The sequence below is a fragment of the Gemmatimonas sp. genome, assembly GCF_031426495.1.
Classification (GTDB): domain Bacteria; phylum Gemmatimonadota; class Gemmatimonadetes; order Gemmatimonadales; family Gemmatimonadaceae; genus Gemmatimonas.
In genome coordinates, this window is record NZ_JANPLK010000044.1 from 28,502 (window position 1) to 48,082 (window position 19,581).

The 19,581-nt window shown below is 66.0% G+C and carries 10 protein-coding genes; 7 read left to right on the forward strand and 3 right to left on the reverse strand.

Going from position 1 to position 19,581, the window contains the following annotated elements; genetic code table 11:
• Positions 1-87 precede the first annotated feature (87 nt).
• Together RMP10_RS11915 and RMP10_RS11920 are read right to left on the reverse strand one after the other, a co-directional pair.
• Positions 88-1,740 (reverse strand): serine hydrolase domain-containing protein, encoded by a 1,653-nt coding sequence (locus RMP10_RS11915; protein ID WP_310570463.1) that lies wholly within the window; start codon positions 1,738-1,740, stop codon positions 88-90.
• 27 nt (positions 1,741-1,767) lie between these two features.
• Positions 1,768-3,849, reverse strand: coding sequence for a pyrroloquinoline quinone-dependent dehydrogenase (locus tag RMP10_RS11920; protein ID WP_310570464.1), 2,082 nt, complete (start codon positions 3,847-3,849; stop codon positions 1,768-1,770).
• 61 nt (positions 3,850-3,910) lie between these two features.
• Here RMP10_RS11920 and RMP10_RS11925 point away from each other — a divergent pair, with 61 nt between their 5' ends.
• The 7 genes from RMP10_RS11925 to rmuC all read left to right on the forward strand — a co-directional run bounded on the left by RMP10_RS11925 (position 3,911) and on the right by rmuC (position 18,857).
• Complete coding sequence (locus RMP10_RS11925) at positions 3,911-5,137, forward strand: aminoacetone oxidase family FAD-binding enzyme (protein ID WP_310570465.1); 1,227 nt, start codon at positions 3,911-3,913, stop codon at positions 5,135-5,137.
• A gap of 195 nt (positions 5,138-5,332) precedes the next feature.
• Positions 5,333-5,917 carry an EVE domain-containing protein gene (locus RMP10_RS11930; RefSeq protein WP_310570466.1) on the forward strand — a complete coding sequence of 195 codons (585 nt, stop codon included), beginning with the start codon at positions 5,333-5,335 and terminating at the stop codon, positions 5,915-5,917.
• A 45-nt stretch (positions 5,918-5,962) separates the two neighbouring features.
• Positions 5,963-9,373, forward strand: coding sequence for an amidohydrolase family protein (locus RMP10_RS11935; RefSeq protein ID WP_310570467.1), 3,411 nt, complete (start codon positions 5,963-5,965; stop codon positions 9,371-9,373).
• Positions 9,374-9,495: 122 nt separating this feature from the next.
• Entirely contained in the window at positions 9,496-12,726 is a 3,231-nt protein-coding gene (locus RMP10_RS11940) for an exodeoxyribonuclease V subunit gamma (protein ID WP_310570468.1), read from the forward strand.
• The gene (locus RMP10_RS11945; RefSeq protein WP_310570469.1) at positions 12,723-15,911 is read left to right on the forward strand and encodes a UvrD-helicase domain-containing protein; all 3,189 of its coding nucleotides are present in this window, start codon (positions 12,723-12,725) and stop codon (positions 15,909-15,911) included. The genes RMP10_RS11940 and RMP10_RS11945 overlap by 4 nt, the downstream gene beginning before the upstream one ends.
• Positions 15,908-17,647 (forward strand): exodeoxyribonuclease V subunit alpha, encoded by a 1,740-nt coding sequence (gene recD / locus RMP10_RS11950; RefSeq protein WP_310570470.1) that lies wholly within the window; start codon positions 15,908-15,910, stop codon positions 17,645-17,647. The genes RMP10_RS11945 and recD overlap by 4 nt, the downstream gene beginning before the upstream one ends.
• A complete protein-coding gene (gene rmuC / locus RMP10_RS11955) occupies positions 17,640-18,857 on the forward strand; it encodes a DNA recombination protein RmuC (protein WP_310570471.1) in 1,218 nt (405 codons plus the stop codon). The genes recD and rmuC overlap by 8 nt, the downstream gene beginning before the upstream one ends.
• Here rmuC and RMP10_RS11960 read toward each other — a convergent pair.
• Entirely contained in the window at positions 18,832-19,503 is a 672-nt protein-coding gene (locus RMP10_RS11960) for a hypothetical protein (RefSeq protein ID WP_310570472.1), read from the reverse strand. The two genes, rmuC and RMP10_RS11960, sit on opposite strands and share 26 nt — an antisense overlap.
• Positions 19,504-19,581: the final 78 nt, after the last annotated feature.

Genomic DNA, 19,581 nt, shown 5'->3' on the forward strand with positions numbered 1-19,581 from the left:
GGTGCCGACGAGAGGGGGAGGCCTGGTGTGACGACATTGATGCGAAAGCGACCCTCAACGCGTTGACCTGAATCGGCAGCGGACGCGCTATCGAACGCGCGTGGACACGAAGTCCCAGGCGCGCGCACTGCCGAAGTGCATGGCGGTGACGCGCCCCTGCTTGTCGCGGACAAACCAAATGGTCTCGTCACCGTCGCCGAAGGCATCGCGATAGGACGCCGACAGCGTGTCGCTCACGCCGACCCGCGGGCTGATCGTGAGTCGGGCACCCGCCGAGCTCACGGTGAACGTGACGCCGATCTCTTCGTTCCGGTACCGTCCGGCAATGCCGGCCAGCTCTGCCGCGCTCGGCGTCCACCGCTCCGCAGCCATGAAGGCGTGTACCACGGTGTCGCCGTCGGATGTTGGGACGCGCAGCGTGACCGGCTTGCCGCTGGCGTCGGTGGTGAATTGCACCCGCGACCCGCCAAGCTGATAGCCGCCGCTTCGCAACGCGAGGAAGGCGGTACCGCCGTCGCGACGCAGGCGGCCGCGCGCGGTGTCGAGTACGGTGACGGTGTTGGTGCGCGTATCGCGATAGACGCCGGCCAGCTTGGCGACGGCGGCGATGTTGGTGGGGACGGTATCCGCGGCGGCGGCGCGCGGAAGTCCCGGCACCATGGCGTCCACGATGGCATGCGTGAGACCAGTGGCGCCGGCACCCGACACGTTGCACATGACCGCGATCGACAGGTCGTTCTTTTCGGGGTAGCGCGCGAGATACGTGCCGTAGCCCGCGGTGGAGCCGCTGTGGGAGATTTCGCGCAGGCCGCGATAGCTGTTGACCGTCAGCCCGAGTGCGTAGGCGATCTCCACGCCGCTGGTAAGCGTCATGCGACGCGTGAGCGAGTCAACGACGCCCGCGCCCAGCGTCTTCTTTGTGAGATGATCGTTCCACCGCAACCAGTCGTTCACGGTGGTCAGCAGTCCGCCGGCGGCGATCACGTTGTCGTTGGGCATGTCGATGTGAAACCCATCGGCCTGCCGCGAGTACGCTTGGGCGAGTCCCGGTACGATGCGCGTGAAATCGTCGCGCCACTGCGTGTTCGTCATGCCGAGCGGCACGAAGATGCGCTGTGTGGTGAACTGCGCGAAGGGCATGCCGCTCACACGCTCGACCACGGTGCGCAGCAGCAGAAAGCCGGAATTCGTGTACGAGTAGTAGTCGCCCACCGGGTAGTTCAGCGCCGTCTGGTGCGTGACCAGCTCGAACACGTCACTCTGGGTGTGTACCCGCGTGCCGCGGGGCCATCCTTGCCACGCGACCAGGTTGCTCCACTCGCGCAGGCCGCTCGTGTGCGTGAGCAGGTTGCGGAAGGTGATGGTGCGGCCATACACCGGCAGCTCGGGCAACACGGTGCGCGCGTCGTCGTCGAGTTTGAGCTTCCCGTCACTCACGAGCAGCATCACGGCCGCGGCTGTGAACTGCTTCGCCACTGACCCCGACTCGAGAATGGTGCCGGGGAGAATCGGGCGTGCGCCGGCCAGATCGGCCATGCCGTACCCGCGCGTCAGCAAGACCTTGCCACCCTGCGCGATACCAACGGCGCACCCAGGCGTGTGCGTCGAGTTCCAGGCCGCGAAGACCTTGTCGGTCACGTCCGCCAACTCAGCCGACTGTGCCTGGGCAGCCGAGGGAGCGGTCGCGAGCAGGAGCGCCAGAACGGCTGGCGCCCCACCGGGAGCGAAGCGAGAAGTCATGCGCCGAATGTACGGCGCACTTTGCCGTCAGGGCAACGCGAAGGCGACGTAGGTGCCCCCACTTGGCGCACCGTTCTTGCCGCCACCACAGGCGATCACGAGATACTGCTTGCCGTTTACCATGTACGTGCTCGGCGTGGCATTGCCGGCGGCCGGTAGCTTTGCCTCCCACAGCAGACGGCCGTTGCTCTTGTCGTAGGCGCGGATTTTGTTGTCGTACGTGGTGGCCGCAATGATCAGCAGGCCGTTCTCGGTCACGATGGCGCCGCCGTAGTTGTCGGTGCCGGTGTTCTTGATGCCCTTGGCGGCCAGCTTCGGATATTCACCGAAGGGGATCGACCACTTGATCGTGCCGGCGTTCAGGTCGATCGCGTTGAGCGTGCCCCAGGGCGGCTTGATGCCCGGGTACCCTTCGTGATCGAGGAAGATGTCGAAGAACGCCGTGCGGTACGGGAGCATGTACGGGGTGGTGCCTACGAGTGCGGCCGAGTTGTCTTTGCCCGTGAGTAGGTAGTTCACGATGTCGTTCACGGCGCCGCCCTCGAGTGCGGTGCCGAAGGCCGGCATGCGACCGGTGCCTTCGCGGATGATCGTGGCGAGCTGCTCCTTCGATCGGCGCTTGGCGATGTCGATGAGCGTTGGGCCGGCCGCCGAGCCTTGCAGCTTCTCACCGTGACAGCCGGCGCAGTTCGCCGCGTACAGGGACTTATCGCTGCGCGGCACGAGCTTGAGCAACCACGCCATCTCGTTCGAGTTCACGTACAGCAACCCCGTGGTCGGGTCGAACGCAGGCCCACCCCATTCGCCGCCGCCGTCCACGCCAGGGTACACAATCGTCCCTCGTGTGTTGGGGGCGTCGTAGGGATGCGTGGTCTTGTATTCGTTGAACGTCTTGAGCGCGGCGGCGCGCGCGGCGGGTGTGCGATTGGTGAGATCGTTGCGCGTGAGCTGCTGGCGCGCGAACGGGGCCGGCATCGTGGGAAAGAACTGCGTTGAGGCCGGCTTGTCGTCGCCCAGTGCAATGCCTGGCATTTTCTGCTCTTCCACGGGGAACAGCGGCGTACCCTTCTCGCGCTCGAACAGCCAGGTGTGTCCCGTCTTCGTGATCTGCGCGACGGCGTCGATCTTCCGACCACCGCGCGTGATCGTCACCAAGGCCGGTGCCGCGGGCAGATCGCGATCCCAGAGATCGTGCTTCAGCACCTGATAGTGCCACACGTACTTGCCGGTGCGCGCGTCGAGGGCGAGCACGCTGTTGGCGTAGAGGTTGTCGCCCAGCCGGTTCGCGCCGTAGAAGTCGTACGACGCCGAGCCGGTGGCAGCGAACACCATGGCCCGCTTGGTGTCGATGGTGACGCCGGCCCATGCGTTGGCGCCGCCGGCGATCTTCCAGGCATCGGGGGGCCACGTTTCGTAGCCCGGTTCACCGGGATGCGGAATGGTGTGAAAGCTCCAGCGCAGCTTACCGGTGTTGATGTCGAAGGCTCGAATGTCACCCGGCGCGCTGGGCAGCGCTTCCGGTACCGAGCTGCCGATGATGAGCAGATCCTCGAACACCACACCCGGCGTGCTGGCGCTTACCGACAGCCCTTCCACGGGGCGGCCAAGGCCCTGACGCAGGTCGACCCAGCCGCTGTCGCCGAAGGTCTTGATGGGGCGCCCGGTTTTGCGGTCGAGCGCGTACAGCCGGTTGCGGTAGTTGAAGATCACGCGATCGCCGGTTACGACCACGCCGCGATGGCGAAAGCGCGAGGCGGGTGGCGCGCCATTGTTCGGATCGAAGCGCCAGATCGGCACGCCGGTGGCGGCGTTGAGCGCGATCACATGCAGCTTGGGCGTCGTGGTGTACATCACGCCATCGATCACGATCGGATTGGCCTGCATTTCCGAGCCGGTGAACTGGTCTTTCGTGTCGTACGTCCACGCCACCTTGAGCTGCTTCACGTTGGCCGGCGAGATCTGGCTCAGCGTGGTGTAGTGCGTGTGATCCTCGCTGCCGCCGTACACGGGCCAGTCGGCGGAGCGCCCGGTCGTCTGGGCCTGCAGCGTGGTCGCGGCAAGGAGAAGCGGAATCAGGGCACGGGACATGAGGCGCTGGGCAGAGGACATGGTGTGAGAATGCGCTAGCTTACCTGTTGAACAGCGGTTCCTCAACAGGCGTGGAGTGCGTATGCGGCGGGTGATTGTGATCGGGGCAGGGGCGGCCGGGTCAATGGCGGCGATCTTCGCGGCGTCCGAAGGCGCGGATACGCTGCTGATCGAGGGAACGCGTGATGGCGGTCGCAAGATCCTGATCAGCGGTGGCGGTCGCTGTAACGTACTCCCGTCGCGGGTGGACGAGTCACGCTTCGTGACGGATTCCTCACCGAATCTGCTCAAGAAGATCGTGCGCGCCTGGCCGCTGGCCCAACAACGCGCCTTCTTCGAAGACACGCTGAGCATCCCCCTCGAGGAAGAGACCGAATCGCTCAAGCTCTTCCCCGCGTCGCACAAGGCACGCGACGTGCGCGACGGCCTGCTGGATTATGCGCGCAAGGTCGGCGTCCGCCTGCGCATGGAATCGCGCGTGGTGGATATCTCGCCGGTGAACGGGAGCTGGGAAGTGACCGTCGACGACGGCACGGTGCTCAAGGCCGACGCCGTGATCGTGGCTACCGGCGGTCTCTCCGTACCGAACACGGGCAGCGACGGGGCAGGGCTCAACATGCTCAAAGCGCTCGGCCACACCATGCACCCCACCTACGCCGCCCTCACGCCGCTCACCACCACCGACGCGGCGTTCAACGGCCTCTCGGGCATTTCCCTCACGGTGTCGCTCACGGCCAAGAGCGCGCTGCAGCAGGCCACCTGGCGCGGCGGATTCCTGTTCACGCACCACGGCTACAGCGGCCCCTCGGTACTGAACGTGTCGCACGTCGCGGTGCGCGCCCGCGCCGGACATGCACCGACCGCCAAGGTGCATGTGCAGTGGGCCGCACTGGGCGAAAAGGAATGGGAAGAGGCGCTCAAGCCGCACGGCGCGCGTACGGTCACGGGCGCGCTGCGGGCTGAAATGCCCGACCGCCTCGCGGCGGCGCTGTTGGCCAAGGCCAACGTGGAGCCCACCCGCCCGCTCACCGAATTGCGGCGCGATGAACGCTTGCGACTCATCGACATCCTCGTGCGCGGCGATCTGCCGTGGCAGGGCGACGAGGGCTACAAAAAGGCCGAAGTGATGGGCGGTGGTGTGGCGTTGAGTGAAATCGATCCGCGCACCATGGAGAGCCGCCGACACAAGGGACTTTTTCTGTGCGGCGAAGTGCTCGACGCGTTCGGCCCGATCGGTGGCTACAACTTCCTGTGGGCTTGGGCCACGGGGCGGAGCGCGGGGACGGGGGCGGCTGCTGCCAGCGCGTGATTCCCGGCCGAACAGCAACAGCGGGAACACGGATGAACAGCAGGATGGCACCGATCACACCGATAAGCCGTCCAGCCTGTGCTTCAGGCGATCGCGGACTGCTCGCTTTTGCTTATCTGTGCCATCGGTGATATCCCTTGAGATCCGTGTTCCCGCTGTTGCTGTCGTCGTTGCTAGCCCCACACCGTGGTCCTGATGCCCGCTAAGAAATCCGCCGCCAAGAAGGCGCCCGCTAAGAAAGCGGCGCCCAAGTCGATGCCATACGAGAAGGGCGCCTGGGCCGCCGCCTTTTCGGCACGCGCGCCGGGCGAGAAGCGGTATTGGCTGATCAAGAGCGAGCCTGATGTCTTCTCGTTCGATGACCTGCTGGCGGCACCCAAGCAGACCACCTGCTGGGACAGCGTGCGCAACTCGAGTGCGCGCAACTTCCTGCGCGACGGCATGAAGAAGGGCGATCTGGCGTTCTACTATCACTCGAACGCCGAGCCGTCGGCGATCGTGGGCATTTGCGAAGTGGTGCGTGAAGGCTATCCCGATCACACGGCGCTCGATCCGTCGCACGACTACTACGACGCGGAGTCGATTGCCGAGACGCCCACGTGGTTCATGGTCGACGTCACGGCGGTGAAGAAGTTGGCCACTCCCGTGAGGTTGCCGGAGATCAAGAACAGTGCGGCGCTGAGCGAGATGTCGCTGGTGAAGGTCGGTCGACTCTCGGTGGTACCGGTGCGGCCCAACGAGTGGGAGACGGTGATTGCGATGAGCGAAGGACGCTCGTAAGGCAGGACGTTCGTCACGTTGTTACACCCGATTCGGAGGCTCCTGATGTCCCGTCTGCCCTGGCGATTCGGCGCGCTGTGCGCTGCCGCGATCGCTACCACCACCCCGTTCGTCGCACAGGGACAAAGCGCCGCCCCTCGCGCCGGTGCACGAGCTCCTGAAAAGCCGCTGCCACTCGAAGTCGGCCGCACCTTCTCGCTCGATACGCGCGAAGGCACGTGGCTCTCGCTCGATGTGAGCCCCGACGGTGCCACGATCGCCTTCGACATGCTCGGCGACATCTACACGATGCCGTTCGCCGGTGGTGACGCCACACGCATCACCAGCGGGATGGCGTTCGATGCGCAGCCGCGTTTCAGCCCCGATGGCACGTCGATCGTGTTCATCTCCGATCGCGAAGGCGCCGACAACGTGCACGTGGTGGACCTCGCCACGAAGACGGTGAAGGCCATTACGCGCGGCAAGACGAACGTGTATCTGTCGGCCGAGTGGTCGCCCGATGGCAAGTACATCGTGGCCAGCAAGGGTGGATTCCGCGGTGGACTTCCTACGCTGTGGATGTATCACGCCGACGGTGGCAACGGCATGTCGCTGTATACGGCACCGCCGAACGCCGCGCCGGGCACCGCCGTGCAGCAGGCTGGTGCCGCCTTCAGCGCCGACGGCAAGTCGATCTGGTACACGCAGCGCACCGGTGCCTGGAACTACAACGCGCAGTTTCCGCAGTATCAGATTTATGTTTACAATCGCGACACCGGTGAGCGCGAAGCGCAGTCGTCACGCTACGGATCGGCGGTGCGCCCCACGCTCAGTCCCGACGGTAAGTGGCTCGTGTACGGCTCACGCTACGAAGACAAGACCGGGCTGCGGGTGCGCGAGCTCGCGACCGGCGAAGAGCGCTGGCTGGCGTATCCGACGCAGCGCGACGAGATGGAATCGCGCGCGCCACTGGACGCGCTCCCGGGCATGAGCTTCACGCCGGACTCGAAGGAGCTGATCGCAAGCTACGCCAACAAGATCTGGCGCGTGGCGATCGACGGCAGCGGACAAGTGGAGATCCCGTTTCGCGTGCAGTCCACGGTCGAGGCCGGACCGGAACTCGCGTTCAAGTATCCGATCTCTGACAGCGCGCAGTTCACGGTGCGACAGATTCGCGACGCCGTGCCGAGTCCCGATGGAAAGCAGCTCGCCTTCATCGCGCTTGAGAAGCTGTACGTGATGGACTACCCGGCCGGCACGCCGCGTCGTGTGTCCACGTTGAACACGATCGAGTCGGAGCCCGCGTGGTCCCCCGACGGCAAGTCGCTGGCCTGGGTCACATGGTCCAACGACGGCGGACGTCTGTACAAGGCCGCCGTATCGCCGCGGGCCGCGGCCCCGGTGTTGCTGAGCAAAGTGGTGGGGACGCTGCGTCAGCCGGCCTGGTCGCCGAACGGCACGCGCATCGTGCTCACGCAAACCGCCGCGCAAGGTCGTCGTGACCAGACCGGCGTGACCGCGCCCACCAACATCGTGTGGTATCCCGCGTCGCCCGCTGCGGTCGGTGGCAGTGAGCCCACGCTGATCGCGCGGGCGGCCGGACGCAGCGTGCCGCACTTCTCGAAGGACACCTCGCGCATCTACCTGTCGTCCAACGCGAACGGACTCGTGTCGATTCGTTGGGATGGCAGCGACGAACAGCGGCACCTGCGCGTGACCGGACCCGCTGCCGGCGGCAACGTGGACGATCACGATGTGAACCCGTCGGAACTCATGTTGCAGCGCGACGCCGAGGAGCCGAATACTCCGGGACCGTCAGCGACGCTCACGCTGATGTCGCCCAGCGGCGACGTGGCGCTGGCGCAGATCAATCAGGATTTCTACACGGTGGTCGTGCCGCCGCGTGGCACGCAGCCGTCGGTGAGTGTGGCCGATCCGAACACCGCCGCCGTGCCGGTGAAGCGACTCACCGATATCGGTGGGCAGTTCCCGGCGTGGAGCAGCAACGGGAAGCGCGTGCACTGGTCGATCGGCAACGCGCACGTGGTGTACGATCTCGACTCGGCGGCGGTGCGTGACGCCGCGATCGCCGCGTCGCGCCGTGATTCCACTGTGGCCGATAGCCTCCGTCCGCGTCTGTATGCGCCCGCCGAGAAGCGTGTGCTGGTGCAGGCCACGCGCGACATCCCTCGGGGGACCGTGGTGCTGCGCAACGCGCGCATGATCACCATGAAGGGTGACGAAATCATCGCCCGTGGTGACCTCGTCATCACGAACAATCGCATCACGGCCGTCGGGGCCACCGGCAGCGTGACCGTGCCCGCCGGTGCGACCGAAATGGACCTCGCCGGCGCGACCGTGATCCCCGGCTTCGTCGACACACACGCGCATTTGCGGGCCGAACGCGGCACCATTCACGAGTCGCAGCCGTGGGCGTATCTGGCGAATCTCGCGTACGGCGTGACCACCACGCGCGATCCGCAAACCGCCACGACCGATGTGCTGACCTATCAGGACATGGTCGACGCCGGACAGGCAATCGGACCGCGCATCTACTCCACGGGCCCCGGCATCTTCGATCGCGATCTCATCCGCGATCAGGAGCATGCGCGCAGCATTCTCAAGCGTTACAGCAGCTACTACGACACCAAGACGATCAAGATGTACGTGGCTGGTGTGCGTCAGACGCGGCAGTGGATCATCAAGGCGGCGCGCGAGCAGCAGCTTATGCCGACGACCGAAGGCTCACTCGACGTGAAGCTCAATCTGAGCGAGACGATCGACGGCTATCCCGGCCTCGAACACTCGATGGGCATCGTACCGCTCGGGGGCGACGTCACGAAGTTCATGGCGTGGTCGAATCGCACGTATACCCCCACGCTGCTGGTGAACTACGGTGGACCGTGGGGCGAGAACTACTTTTACACGAAGGAGAATCCGTACGGCGACCCGAAGCTTCAGCGCTTCACCGCGTACGAGGAGCTGGCGCTCAAGACGCGTCGTCGCATGGCGTCGATGCCCGGCGGCGGTACGGCCGGCGGCTGGTTCCGCGATGAGGAGTACATCTTCCCGCAGCTTGCCACCGAAGCCACGAAGATTCTCCGCGCTGGTGGACGACTCGGCATCGGCAGTCACGGGCAGCTGCAGGGCCTCGGCTACCACTGGGAGCTGTGGGCCATGGCGTCGGGCGGGATGACGCCGATGGAAGCGCTGCGCACCGCCACGGCGATGGGCGCGCAGGCGATCGGATTGCAGGGCGATGTGGGCTCGATCGAAGTCGGCAAGCTCGCCGACCTCGTGGTGCTCGACGCCGATCCGTTGGCCGACCTGCGGAATACCGGCAAGATCAAGTTCGTCATGAAGAACGGCCGGATGTACGACGGCAATACGCTGGCCGAGACGTATCCGACCAAGCGCGAGGGGCCGGTGGTCCCCAACCGTCCGATCGCGCCGGCCACGAAGGCGGGTTCGAAGTAGTCGCGAAGTAGTCGCCGCGGGTCCGAACGACATTGTCAGACCCTGAGACTATCCTGGAGTCATGCACCTTTCCGCATGACTCCAGGACGTCGACGGGCTCTTCACACGTTAGAATCCCAATCATGAATGTGTATATCGCCCCGCGACTGGGCGTGCTGCGCGATCACTTGATCGCGCGACTGCAGGCGGCTCCATTGCCGCCGCGCGACACCGAGATCATCGTCGTGCAGAGCCAAGGCATGCGCCAATGGCTCACCTTGGCGCTGGCCGACGCGCTGGGCTGCGCCGGATCGGTGGAGCTCCCGTTCCCCGCGAGGTTTGTGCACTCGCTGGCCGAGTCGCTGGGGATGTCGGGGCAAGCCGGCGAAGGGTTCTCGCGAGAGGCGATGACGTGGCGCGTGGATGCGTTGCTGCGCGACATCGACCTGCGCGATCCACGCTACGTCGCGCTGTCACGATATCTGAGCGACGGCGATGACCGCATGCGCTTCGGACTCGCCGCGCGCGTGGCCTCGCGCTTCGACGACTATCAGCTGTTCCGGCACGATCTGCTCGAGGCGTGGGAGCGCGGCGAGCATCGGCTCGATTCGCCGCATGAGATCTGGCAGGCGGCGCTGTGGCGCGAACTCTGCCGCGAGGGCGCGGAGCATGGTGCGCACCGGCTCACGCAACTGCTGTCGCTGATCAATGGCGCGGAGCCGGGATCACTGTCGCTGCCATCGCGTGTGTCGGTGTTCGGCATCAGCTCGCTGCCCCCTCGCGTGATCGAGCTGCTGACGGCGGTCGCGCGTCACACAGAGGTCGCGGTGTATGCAGCGCTGCTGCCCGATCACGCCGCCACGCCCACCGCGCTTCCGCCGATGGCGCATCCGCTCTCCGCGGCCTTCGGTGCGCAGGGACAGGCGTTGCAACGACGGCTGGTGTCGCAGGGCGCGACGATCACCCCGCTGCATGACGCGTCGGCCAGCGCTCCCGAATCGTTGCTTGCGCGGATGCAGCGCGAGCTGACCACCGGTAGCGATGGGGCGGCTCCGCTGGAGCTCGACGCAGCCGACGCGTCGCTCCGCGTGCACGCGGCACACGGCAAGCTGCGCGAGCTCGAGATCATCCGCGATCAGATCGGTGATGCGTTCATGGCCGACCGCTCGCTCAAGCCGCACGATGTGTTGCTCCTCGTGCCCGACATCAGCGAATGGGCGCCGCTCGTGCAGTCGGTATTCAGTGCGAACGACGGATCGGTGCACGTGCCCTTCTCCGTGGCCGATCGACGCCGTCGCGACGAATCGGTGGCGACCGCGGTGCTGCGGCTGCTGTCGCTCGAGGGCGGACGCCTCACGCATTCCGAAGTGTTCGGCGTGCTGGAGCAGCCCGCGATCTACACCGCGGCAGGCCTCGACGACGGCCAGGTGGAGTATCTCGTGCGCACGACGCGTGATGCCAATGTGCGCTGGGGCTACGACGACGAGGCCCTCGAGCGCCTCGCATTGCCGGCGGCCGACATGCCCACGTGGCGAACGGGCCTCGACCGGTTGTTGCTCGGGCAGATGGCGGGTGCCGTGCCGGAGCTGGTGCTGGGCGCGCTCCCGCAAGCTGGTGATACCGTTGGTGACCCTGCGGCCGTGGCCGCGCTGTCGCAGTGGATCGATGCGCTTGCCGTCACGCTGCAGTCATGGCGGCAAACGCGGACGATCGCCGAGTGGACGACCGAACTCTCCGTGTTCGTCGGCGACATCGTGCAGCCGACGAGCGCGGAGGAGCGCGAGGGCCTCAATACCGTCCGTGCCGTCATTCAGACACTCGCCGCGACCGCTGAACTTGCAGCGTACGACGCATTGGTGCCGTTCAGCGTCGTGCGCGACTGGTTGGAGCAGGAGCTTTCCGACGACAGTTTCGGCTCGGGTTTTCTCAGCGGTCGACTCACGGTCGCGGCGCTCAAGCCGATGCGCAGTGTGCCGTTCAAGGTGATTGCGGTGGCCGGGCTCGATGATGCGGCGTTCCCGCGACGCGATCGTCGGCCGGCATTCGATCTGTTGTCGTGCGAGTCGCGCGAGGGCGATCGCAATTTGCGAGATGATGATCGTCAGCTCTTTCTCGATTTGCTGCTGGCCGCCGAGTCGCGCGTGGTGCTTACGTACAGCGGGAACGATCCTCGCGATAACGCCGTGCGGGCGCCGTCCATTGTGATCGACGAATTGCTCGACCATCTCGACCGTCGCACCAATGGGAGCGCGCGGGCCACATTGGTGCTGCGGCACCCGCTGCAAGCGTTCAGTGATCGCTACGTCAGCGCCGTCGACCCGCGGCTGTTCACCTTCTCGCCGCTGGCTGGCAGAACGTCGGCCGGCACCGCGGTGCCGGGGCTGCCCTTCTTCGTGGACACGGTCCCCGATCTGGTGAACGACGAGCTGGCCGAGATCGCGTTGCGCAATCTCACCAGCTTCTGGAGTAATCCGTCGCAGTGGTTCTGCGAGCAGGTGCTGCGCTTGCGTCTTCCCAACGCCGGTGCCATCGACGCGGCGGATAGCGAACTGCATTGGCTGAGTTCGATGAAGCAGGGCGGCGTGCGCGCCGACATCTTGCGCGCGGTCATCGCCGGTCGAACGGATACGTCCGCGCTGCCGCGGGCGATGGTGGCGGTCGGTACGCTGCCACCGGGCCAGCTCGGTACCTCGTGGTTTGCCCGACTGGAGGGTGAGGCGAGACCGGTGCTTGACGCGTTGCCGACAGGTGTACGTGGCAGCGCCGCGCTGACCGTGATCGGCACCGACTGGCGCATCACCGGCGCCGTGGATGGTGTCATCGACAGCACCAGATACGTCGTGCGCACCGGCAGCTTCTCGGCGAAGCATCGCATCACGGCGTGGGTCGAGCATGTCGTCATGTGCGCGGCCAAGCAGCAGGGCGCCGATGTACCGGGAACGACGGTGTTGATCTACCCGGACAGCAAGAAGGAGAAGGCGGTCATCGAATCGCTCGAGGTCGTTCCCCACGCCGCGGAGATTCTCGACGACTGGATCGGGGCGATGCACGCCGCACGTCGCGCCCCGCTGCCGTTCTTTCCGATCGCCGCGGAAGCGTATCGCGCGGCGGTGGCGCACAACGCGAAGCATGCGGCGAATCCGCAGTCTCGCGCCAAGGTACAGACGCCGCTGAAGAAGGCCGAGGTTGCGTTCGCAGGAAGTAATTTCGGCGCCGCGGGCGACGAGGCCGACCCGTATCTGCAGCTGTGTTTCCGCGATGCGCTGTCGTTCGACGACAATATCGAAGAGTTCGTGCGGCTCACGCGGATGCTCTTCGAGCCGTCCCTGTCCGCGGTTTGGGAAGAGGCCGTCGCGGCGGGAGACGCGTCGTGACGTCGCTCATGCAACCCTTCCATGCGCTCCGCGTCGCCCTCGATCCGGGTATCACGCTGGTCGAGGCCAGTGCAGGCACGGGAAAGACGTTTGCCATCACGCGATTGGTGCTGCGCCTCCTGCTCGAGCGAAAGGTCGACCATCTGGGCGAGATCCTCCTGGTCACCTTCACCGAGAAGGCCACGCAGGAGCTGATCGGACGTATCCGTGCCGTGCTGCGCGACGCCGATCGCGTCTGGTCAGACACGCCGCCAGCGCGCGATGCCGGTAACGACGACTTGTTCGTATTGCGCGACCTGCATGGTGAGGCCGGTGGCCCGATCGTGCGCTCGGCCCTCGCCGCCCTCGACGACCTTGGCGTCTCCACGATTCACGGCTTCTGCCACCGGGTGCTGACCGAGAGCGCGCTCGAGAGCCGCGTGCATTTCGGCGGCACCTTTCTGGAAGACGACACGGAGATCCTGCAGCGGCTCACGCAGGACTGGATTCGACGTCGGGTGCTGCATGACGAAGCCTCGGCGGCCCTCATCGCCGACAGTGGCGAAGATCCGCAGGGCTGGATCAGGAATCTGGTGCGGCCCTACATGCGGCACCCCCGCACCTCGATCGATGCGGCTCCCGATGCGGCGCCGCAACTGCTGCGCGACTTCGTACTCTCGGTGTCGAAGGCCTTTGAACTGGAGAAGCATTCGCGCCACCTCATGGGTTTCGACGACCTGCTGCGTCGGCTGCACGACATTCTCGTGTCGGAAGGACCGCACGGAGTGCTGGCCTCGCGAATCCGTGAGCGCTTTCGGGTAGCGCTCATTGATGAGTTTCAGGATACCGACCCGACGCAGTTCCCCATCTTCTCGACGGCATTTGCTGGTTGTCCGCTGTTCCTGATCGGCGACCCGAAGCAGTCGATCTTCGCCTTCCGCAACGCCGATGTGCGCGCCTATCTCAAGGCCGCCGCGAACATTGCGCAGCGCTACACCCTGCTCACGAACTTCCGCAGCACCGATGCGATGGTGCGCGCCGTGACGCAGCTGTTCGGCAACAATCGCGAACCGTTCGCCTGCAGTCCTGATCTCATCGGCGTGCCACAGGTCACGGCGGCGAATCAGGTGCGCGTGCCCGATGCCCTGTTGCACGATGACAAGTGTGCGCTCGAGTGGATGTGGGTAGGCGAGGCGTACAACACTTCGAAGAACGGCATCTCCAAGGAACGCGGCACGTCGATCGCCATTCGCGGCGTGACCGTGGAAATTCGCCGGCTCACCACTGCCGGTGTCGGCGCCGGTGCGATGGCCGTACTCGTGCGCACCAACGCGGAAGCGCAGGAGGTCAAAGCGTCGCTCGATGCGGCCGGCATTCCTTCGGTGGTGGGCGCCAACCAGGATGTGCTGGCCAGCGAAGAAGCCCACGAACTGGTGTGTCTGGCCGAAGCGATCGCCTCGCCTCGTGACGGCGTAGCGGTTCGGGCGGCTATGGCGACGCGTCTCTGGGGCTGCGATGCGAACGCCGTGGCCGACACGCTGCGCAACGATGGCACTGGCTCGTGGAATGGCATTCTCGATCAGCTGGTTCGCGCCCGAACCATGTGGCTGCGGCACGGCGGTGCCACCGCGCTGGCCTGGCTGCTGAACGAGTGCGGGGCAACTGCACGGCTATTGTCGATCCAGGGCGGCGAGCGACGTGTCACGAACCTGCGCCACGTACTCGAGATACTTCAGGAGGCGGATGCGCTCTCCCCGCTCATGCCCGACGCCGTGCTGGGGTGGGTATCGAACGAGCGGGCGTCGGGGATCACCCCCGAGCGCCGGGAAATGCGTCTGGAAAGTGACGTCGACGCCGTGCAGATCCTTACCATCCACAAAGCGAAGGGACTGCAGTGGCCGGTGGTGTTCTGCCCCACGCTGTGGAACAGTCGGTCGTTCGCGCAGAAGGCGATGGGCGTGCCGTACTCGCTCACGCCACTCGACGACGGGATGGTGCTCGATATCGGTTCCGCGATGCAGGCGCAGCGCAGCGAACAGAAAGAGCTCGAACAGCTTGGCGAAGATCTGCGACTCGCCTACGTGGCGCTGACCCGGGCCGAGTCACGCTGTTACGTGACCTGGGGCAACTTCTCCGACGCGGCGACCTCGTCGATCGGCTGGCTGGTGCAGGGCGGAGGCGAGACGATAGACCGAGACGCCATCGACGCCCTGGTGGCGGCGAATACGGATACGATGGCGATGGCCGACGTGGTCCTCGAGATGCCGACTACGCCAGTGTCATCCACACGCGCCACGGCCGCGGTGCGCGCGCCATTGCAGTTCAAGACGGCTGCGGGGCAGCTGGCTATCTGGCGCAGCAGCAGCTTCACGATGCTTACGCGCAATGTGGCACACGTGGATAGCCGCGACGTCGACGATGTGCTGTTACCCGACGAGGTGCGTCGCACCGCTGTGCAGGTGTCCGGCTTTCGAGGCGTGCCGGCCGGCGCCGATATCGGCAACGTGCTGCATGGCCTGTTCGAGCACACCGACTTCACGAATCCCGACGCGACCACCGACGCCGACGTGCAAGACGCGCTGCGCGCCTACGGAGTGGCGATCCCGCGCGATGGCCGGTGGACGCCTGCCCACATTCGCGAGATGATGGCGATGGTGTGTCGCGCCGCGATGCCCGGTATGGACTTCGCACTCACGTCCGTACCGCACGAGGCCACCCTGCGAGAATGGCGCTTCTCCATGCCGGTGCGCGATTTTTCGATCGGGGCTGTCGCCGACGCACTGGCCGAACATGGCTCCGACCACGCGCGCGAGTATGCGCCAATGTTGCGACGACTGCGCGACGATCAGTTCCGCGGCTATCTCACCGGCTCCATCGACCTTGCCTTCGAGCACGATGGGCGGTGGCATATTCTCGACTGGAAGTCGAACTGGTTGGGGGCGAATGACGCCGACTATGCCGCCGACGCGCTGGGCCACGCGATGTACGCTTCGCATTACACGCTGCAGTATCACGTGTACCTGGTGGCACTGCACCGTCACCTCACGGCGCGGCAGCCGGGGTATGACGCGCGCCACCATTGGGGGCCCGTGACGTATGCGTTCCTGCGTGGGATTGCTCCCGCCGGACCGAACGGCTGGTTCACTGATGCGCCGACGCCCGAGCTGCTGTACGCGCTCGACCGCGCCTTTGGAGGCACGCCATGAGTGAAGGGCTCCGCCTTGCAGCATTCTTCGATGCGGCCGTCGCACTATATCTGCTCTCCACCAGCGACCGTGTCCTCGGCGAACTCACCCTGCGACGGGCCGGCGTGCCTGACGCGGCGGCGGTGCCGATCGCGGTAGCGGTGGCGCTCTTGGCGCGTGCGCGCGACGACGGCCACAGCGCGCTCTCGCTGAGCGACCTCGCGGCCGAAGCCACCGAACTTGCTCGTGAGCTTGCCGCGAAGGTCAACGTCGAGGACTACTGTGCGCAGATCCGCGAGCGCGATGCCGCCTGGTGGCGCACGATGCTGGAAGCGGTGCCTTCGGTCGTGCAGGTCGCGAACAGCCTCGTCGCATCGCCGCTGGTACTGCACGGCTCGCTGCTGCAGTTCCGACGGTACTTCGACGCCGAACAGCGTATCGCGGCGCGCATTCACGCCTCGTTGAGCCAAAACGAGCCGACCTTTCGCGTGATCACCGGCGGTCCGGGCACGGGCAAGACCACGCGTATTGCGAACCTGCTCGTTGAAACGCTCGATCGTGACCCCGAACTGCGTGTCGCGCTGGCGGCGCCGACCGGCAAGGCGGCGGCCCGCCTCTCCGAGTCGATCCGACTGCGCCTCGACGACGCGAAGGCCTCGCCCGAGGTGCGCGCGCGGGTGCCGCGGAGCGCACGCACGGTGCACCGCTTGCTGGGCTACCAGCCCGATCGTGATCGCTTCTGGTCGCGCGCCGGTACTCCGTTGCCGTATGACCTCGTGATTCTCGATGAAGCCAGCATGGTGGACGTGCTGCTCATGGATGCGCTGGTGGCCGCCCTCCCAGCGCACGCCACGCTGCTGCTCGTGGGTGATCAGGATCAGCTGGCCAGCGTGGAAGCGGGTGATGTGTTGGGGGCGATCTGCCGGGTCGCGCATGATCTTGGCGCAGGCAACGCACTCCACGACAGCGTAGATCGGCTCACGCGCAGCTATCGGTTCGAAGCACACCCCGCCATTGGCGATGCGGCAGCCGCGATGCTCGCCGGCGACGTTGCCGCGCTCGGCGCCGTCGTGCACGACACCGAACGACCCGATGTGCGCTGGGCCCCGGCGCCGAACGATCGGGCCGAGCTGTTGGCGCTGCTCGTGCCGCATCTAAAAGCCTGCCTTGAGGCCGCCACGCCAGCCGCCGCCCTCACGGCCCTCGATGGATTCCGCGTACTCTGCGCCGAGCGTGAAGGCACGTGGGGCGTGGCCGGTATCAACGCCCAGGTCGAGCACTGGCTGCGCAGTCAGGGGACCGTCATCACCGAGCGTTGGTATCATCGGCGGCCGGTCATGGTGATGGCGAACGACTACGGCACGCAGGTGTTCAACGGCGACGTGGGCGTGGCCTGGGAAGCCGATGGTGAAATGCTCGTGCACTTCCCGGCCCCCGAGGGAGCCACGCGCGCCATTCAGCCAGCGCGGTTACCCGAAACGCAGACGGCGTGGGCCATGACCGTGCACAAGGCGCAGGGGTCGGAGTTCACGAACGTGATCGTGATACTGCCGGCCAAGGGCAGTCGTGTTCTGGGACGCGAGCTGCTGTACACCGCCGTCACGCGCGCCCGAAGCAACGTGCTGATCGTGGGCGACGAGTCGGTGATGCGATCGGCGGTGTCGCGCACCGTGCGACGGGGCAGTGGCTTCGAGGCCCTGTTGCGCGAGGCGATTGGGCGCCAATCGATGCGGCGCGAGGGCGTGGCCCATGGGTGATCCGATTGCCCTGCTCACGCTGGTGTGCGCGGCACTGGCCGTCGTGCTGCTGCTGGTGAGTCTCTTCCGCACGAAGGCCGTCGCCGATCCCGAAGGCGCGCGCCGTGAACTCCGCGAGGAGTTGCGCAGCGCGCGCGATGAAGCGCGAGCATCGGCGCGCGAGCTACGCGAAGAAGTCACCAAATCCATCGACGCCACGCAGGCCTCACTCGACCGCGTGCGCGGTACGCTCGATCAGCGCGTGCGCGAGTTGCAGGAAGGGAACGAGCGTAAGCTCGATGAAATGCGCCGGACCGTCGACGAAAAGCTGCATGACACGCTAGAGAAGCGGCTAGGCGAATCGTTCAAACTCGTCAGCGATCGTCTCGACACGGTGCACAAGGGACTCGGCGAGATGCAGCATCTCGCCACCGGTGTGGGCGATCTCAAACGTGTGCTCACCAACGTCAAGGCGCGCGGCACGTGGGCCGAGGTGCAGCTCGGCGCCATTCTGGAGCAGGTGCTCACACCGGAGCAGTACGATAAGAACGTGTGCATCCGCCCGGACACCGCCGAGCGGGTGGAGTTCGCGGTGCGGTTGCCGGGACCACTCGATGATCCGGCCAGCTGTGTGTGGCTGCCTATCGACTCCAAGTTTCCGCAGGAAGATTGGCTGCGGCTGCAGGACGCGTCAGATCAGGGCGACGTGGCCGCGGTGCAGGCGGCCAGTGACGCGCTCATTCGCACGGTGCGCGGGTCGGCCAAGGAGATTCACGACAAGTACGTGCATCCGCCGGCCAGCACCGACTTCGCGATCATGTTTCTGGCCACCGAAGGACTGTTCGCCGAGGTGCTGCGTCACCCGTCGCTGGTGAGCGATCTGCAGCAGCAATATCGCGTGGTGGTGGCGGGCCCGACCACGCTGGCGGCGATTCTCACCAGCTTGCGTATGGGCTTTCAGACGCTCGTGGTCGAGCAGCGTGCGGCTGAAGTGTGGCGTGTGCTCGGCGCGGTGAAAACCGAATTCGGCAAATTCGGTGATGTGCTCGACAAGGTGCAACGTCAGCTCAACACGGCCAGTCGCACGATCGAGGAAACCGGTCAGCGCAGCCGCGCGATGGAGAAGAAGCTGCGCTCAGCCGAGCGGCTGCCGGAGGCGGAAGCGGCGATGGTGCTGGAGTTGCCGGTCGGCGATACGACCGTCGCTACCGACGCTTTTCCCCTACAATGAGCTCGTGCGCCGCGCCTTTCTTGCCATGGGCCCGGCTCTGCTCAGTGGTCACCGTGAGTCCGTTGCGTCGCAGCGCTTTCGCAAAGGCGGGATCGGCGTCGGCCGACCAGTAGATCACGCGTCCACCGGGACGCAGGGCGGCGATCGCCGACTGTATGCCGCTGTCGACATACAGTTTGGCGTTGCCGGTGGTGGTCAACGACTCGGCGCCGTTGTCGACATCGAGCATGATCGCGTCGAACATGCCCGGATGCGCGCGCAGCAGCGGCAGCACGTCGCCATGGCGGATATCCACCCGCGGATCGTCCATCGCCGTGCCGGAGAGGGCGTACTCGGGATTCCGGTTCCAGGCGATGACCTCGGGCACGATCTCGGCGACCATCACCTGCGCGTCGGGGCCGAGTCGCTCGAGCGCCGCGCGCATCGTGAAGCCGAAGCCGAGTCCACCCACGAGCACGCGTACCCCCGGCTGATCGGCCAGACCGCGGCAGGCGAGTTCTGCCAGTTGCACTTCCGACTGTGATCGGCGCGTCGACATCAGCTCGATCCCGTCGATGCGCAGCAGGTACGCGCCGTCGTGGCGATACAGCGTGAGCACCGTGCCGTCGGGCGCGGCGGCATCGGCGAGGCGTTCGTATGGCTTCACGGAGGACTTGCTGGCGCAGGGTGAGCAATCGAGCTTGCAGAGGCGTTGTATCGACAGCGAAGTGTATCACCGATCCCC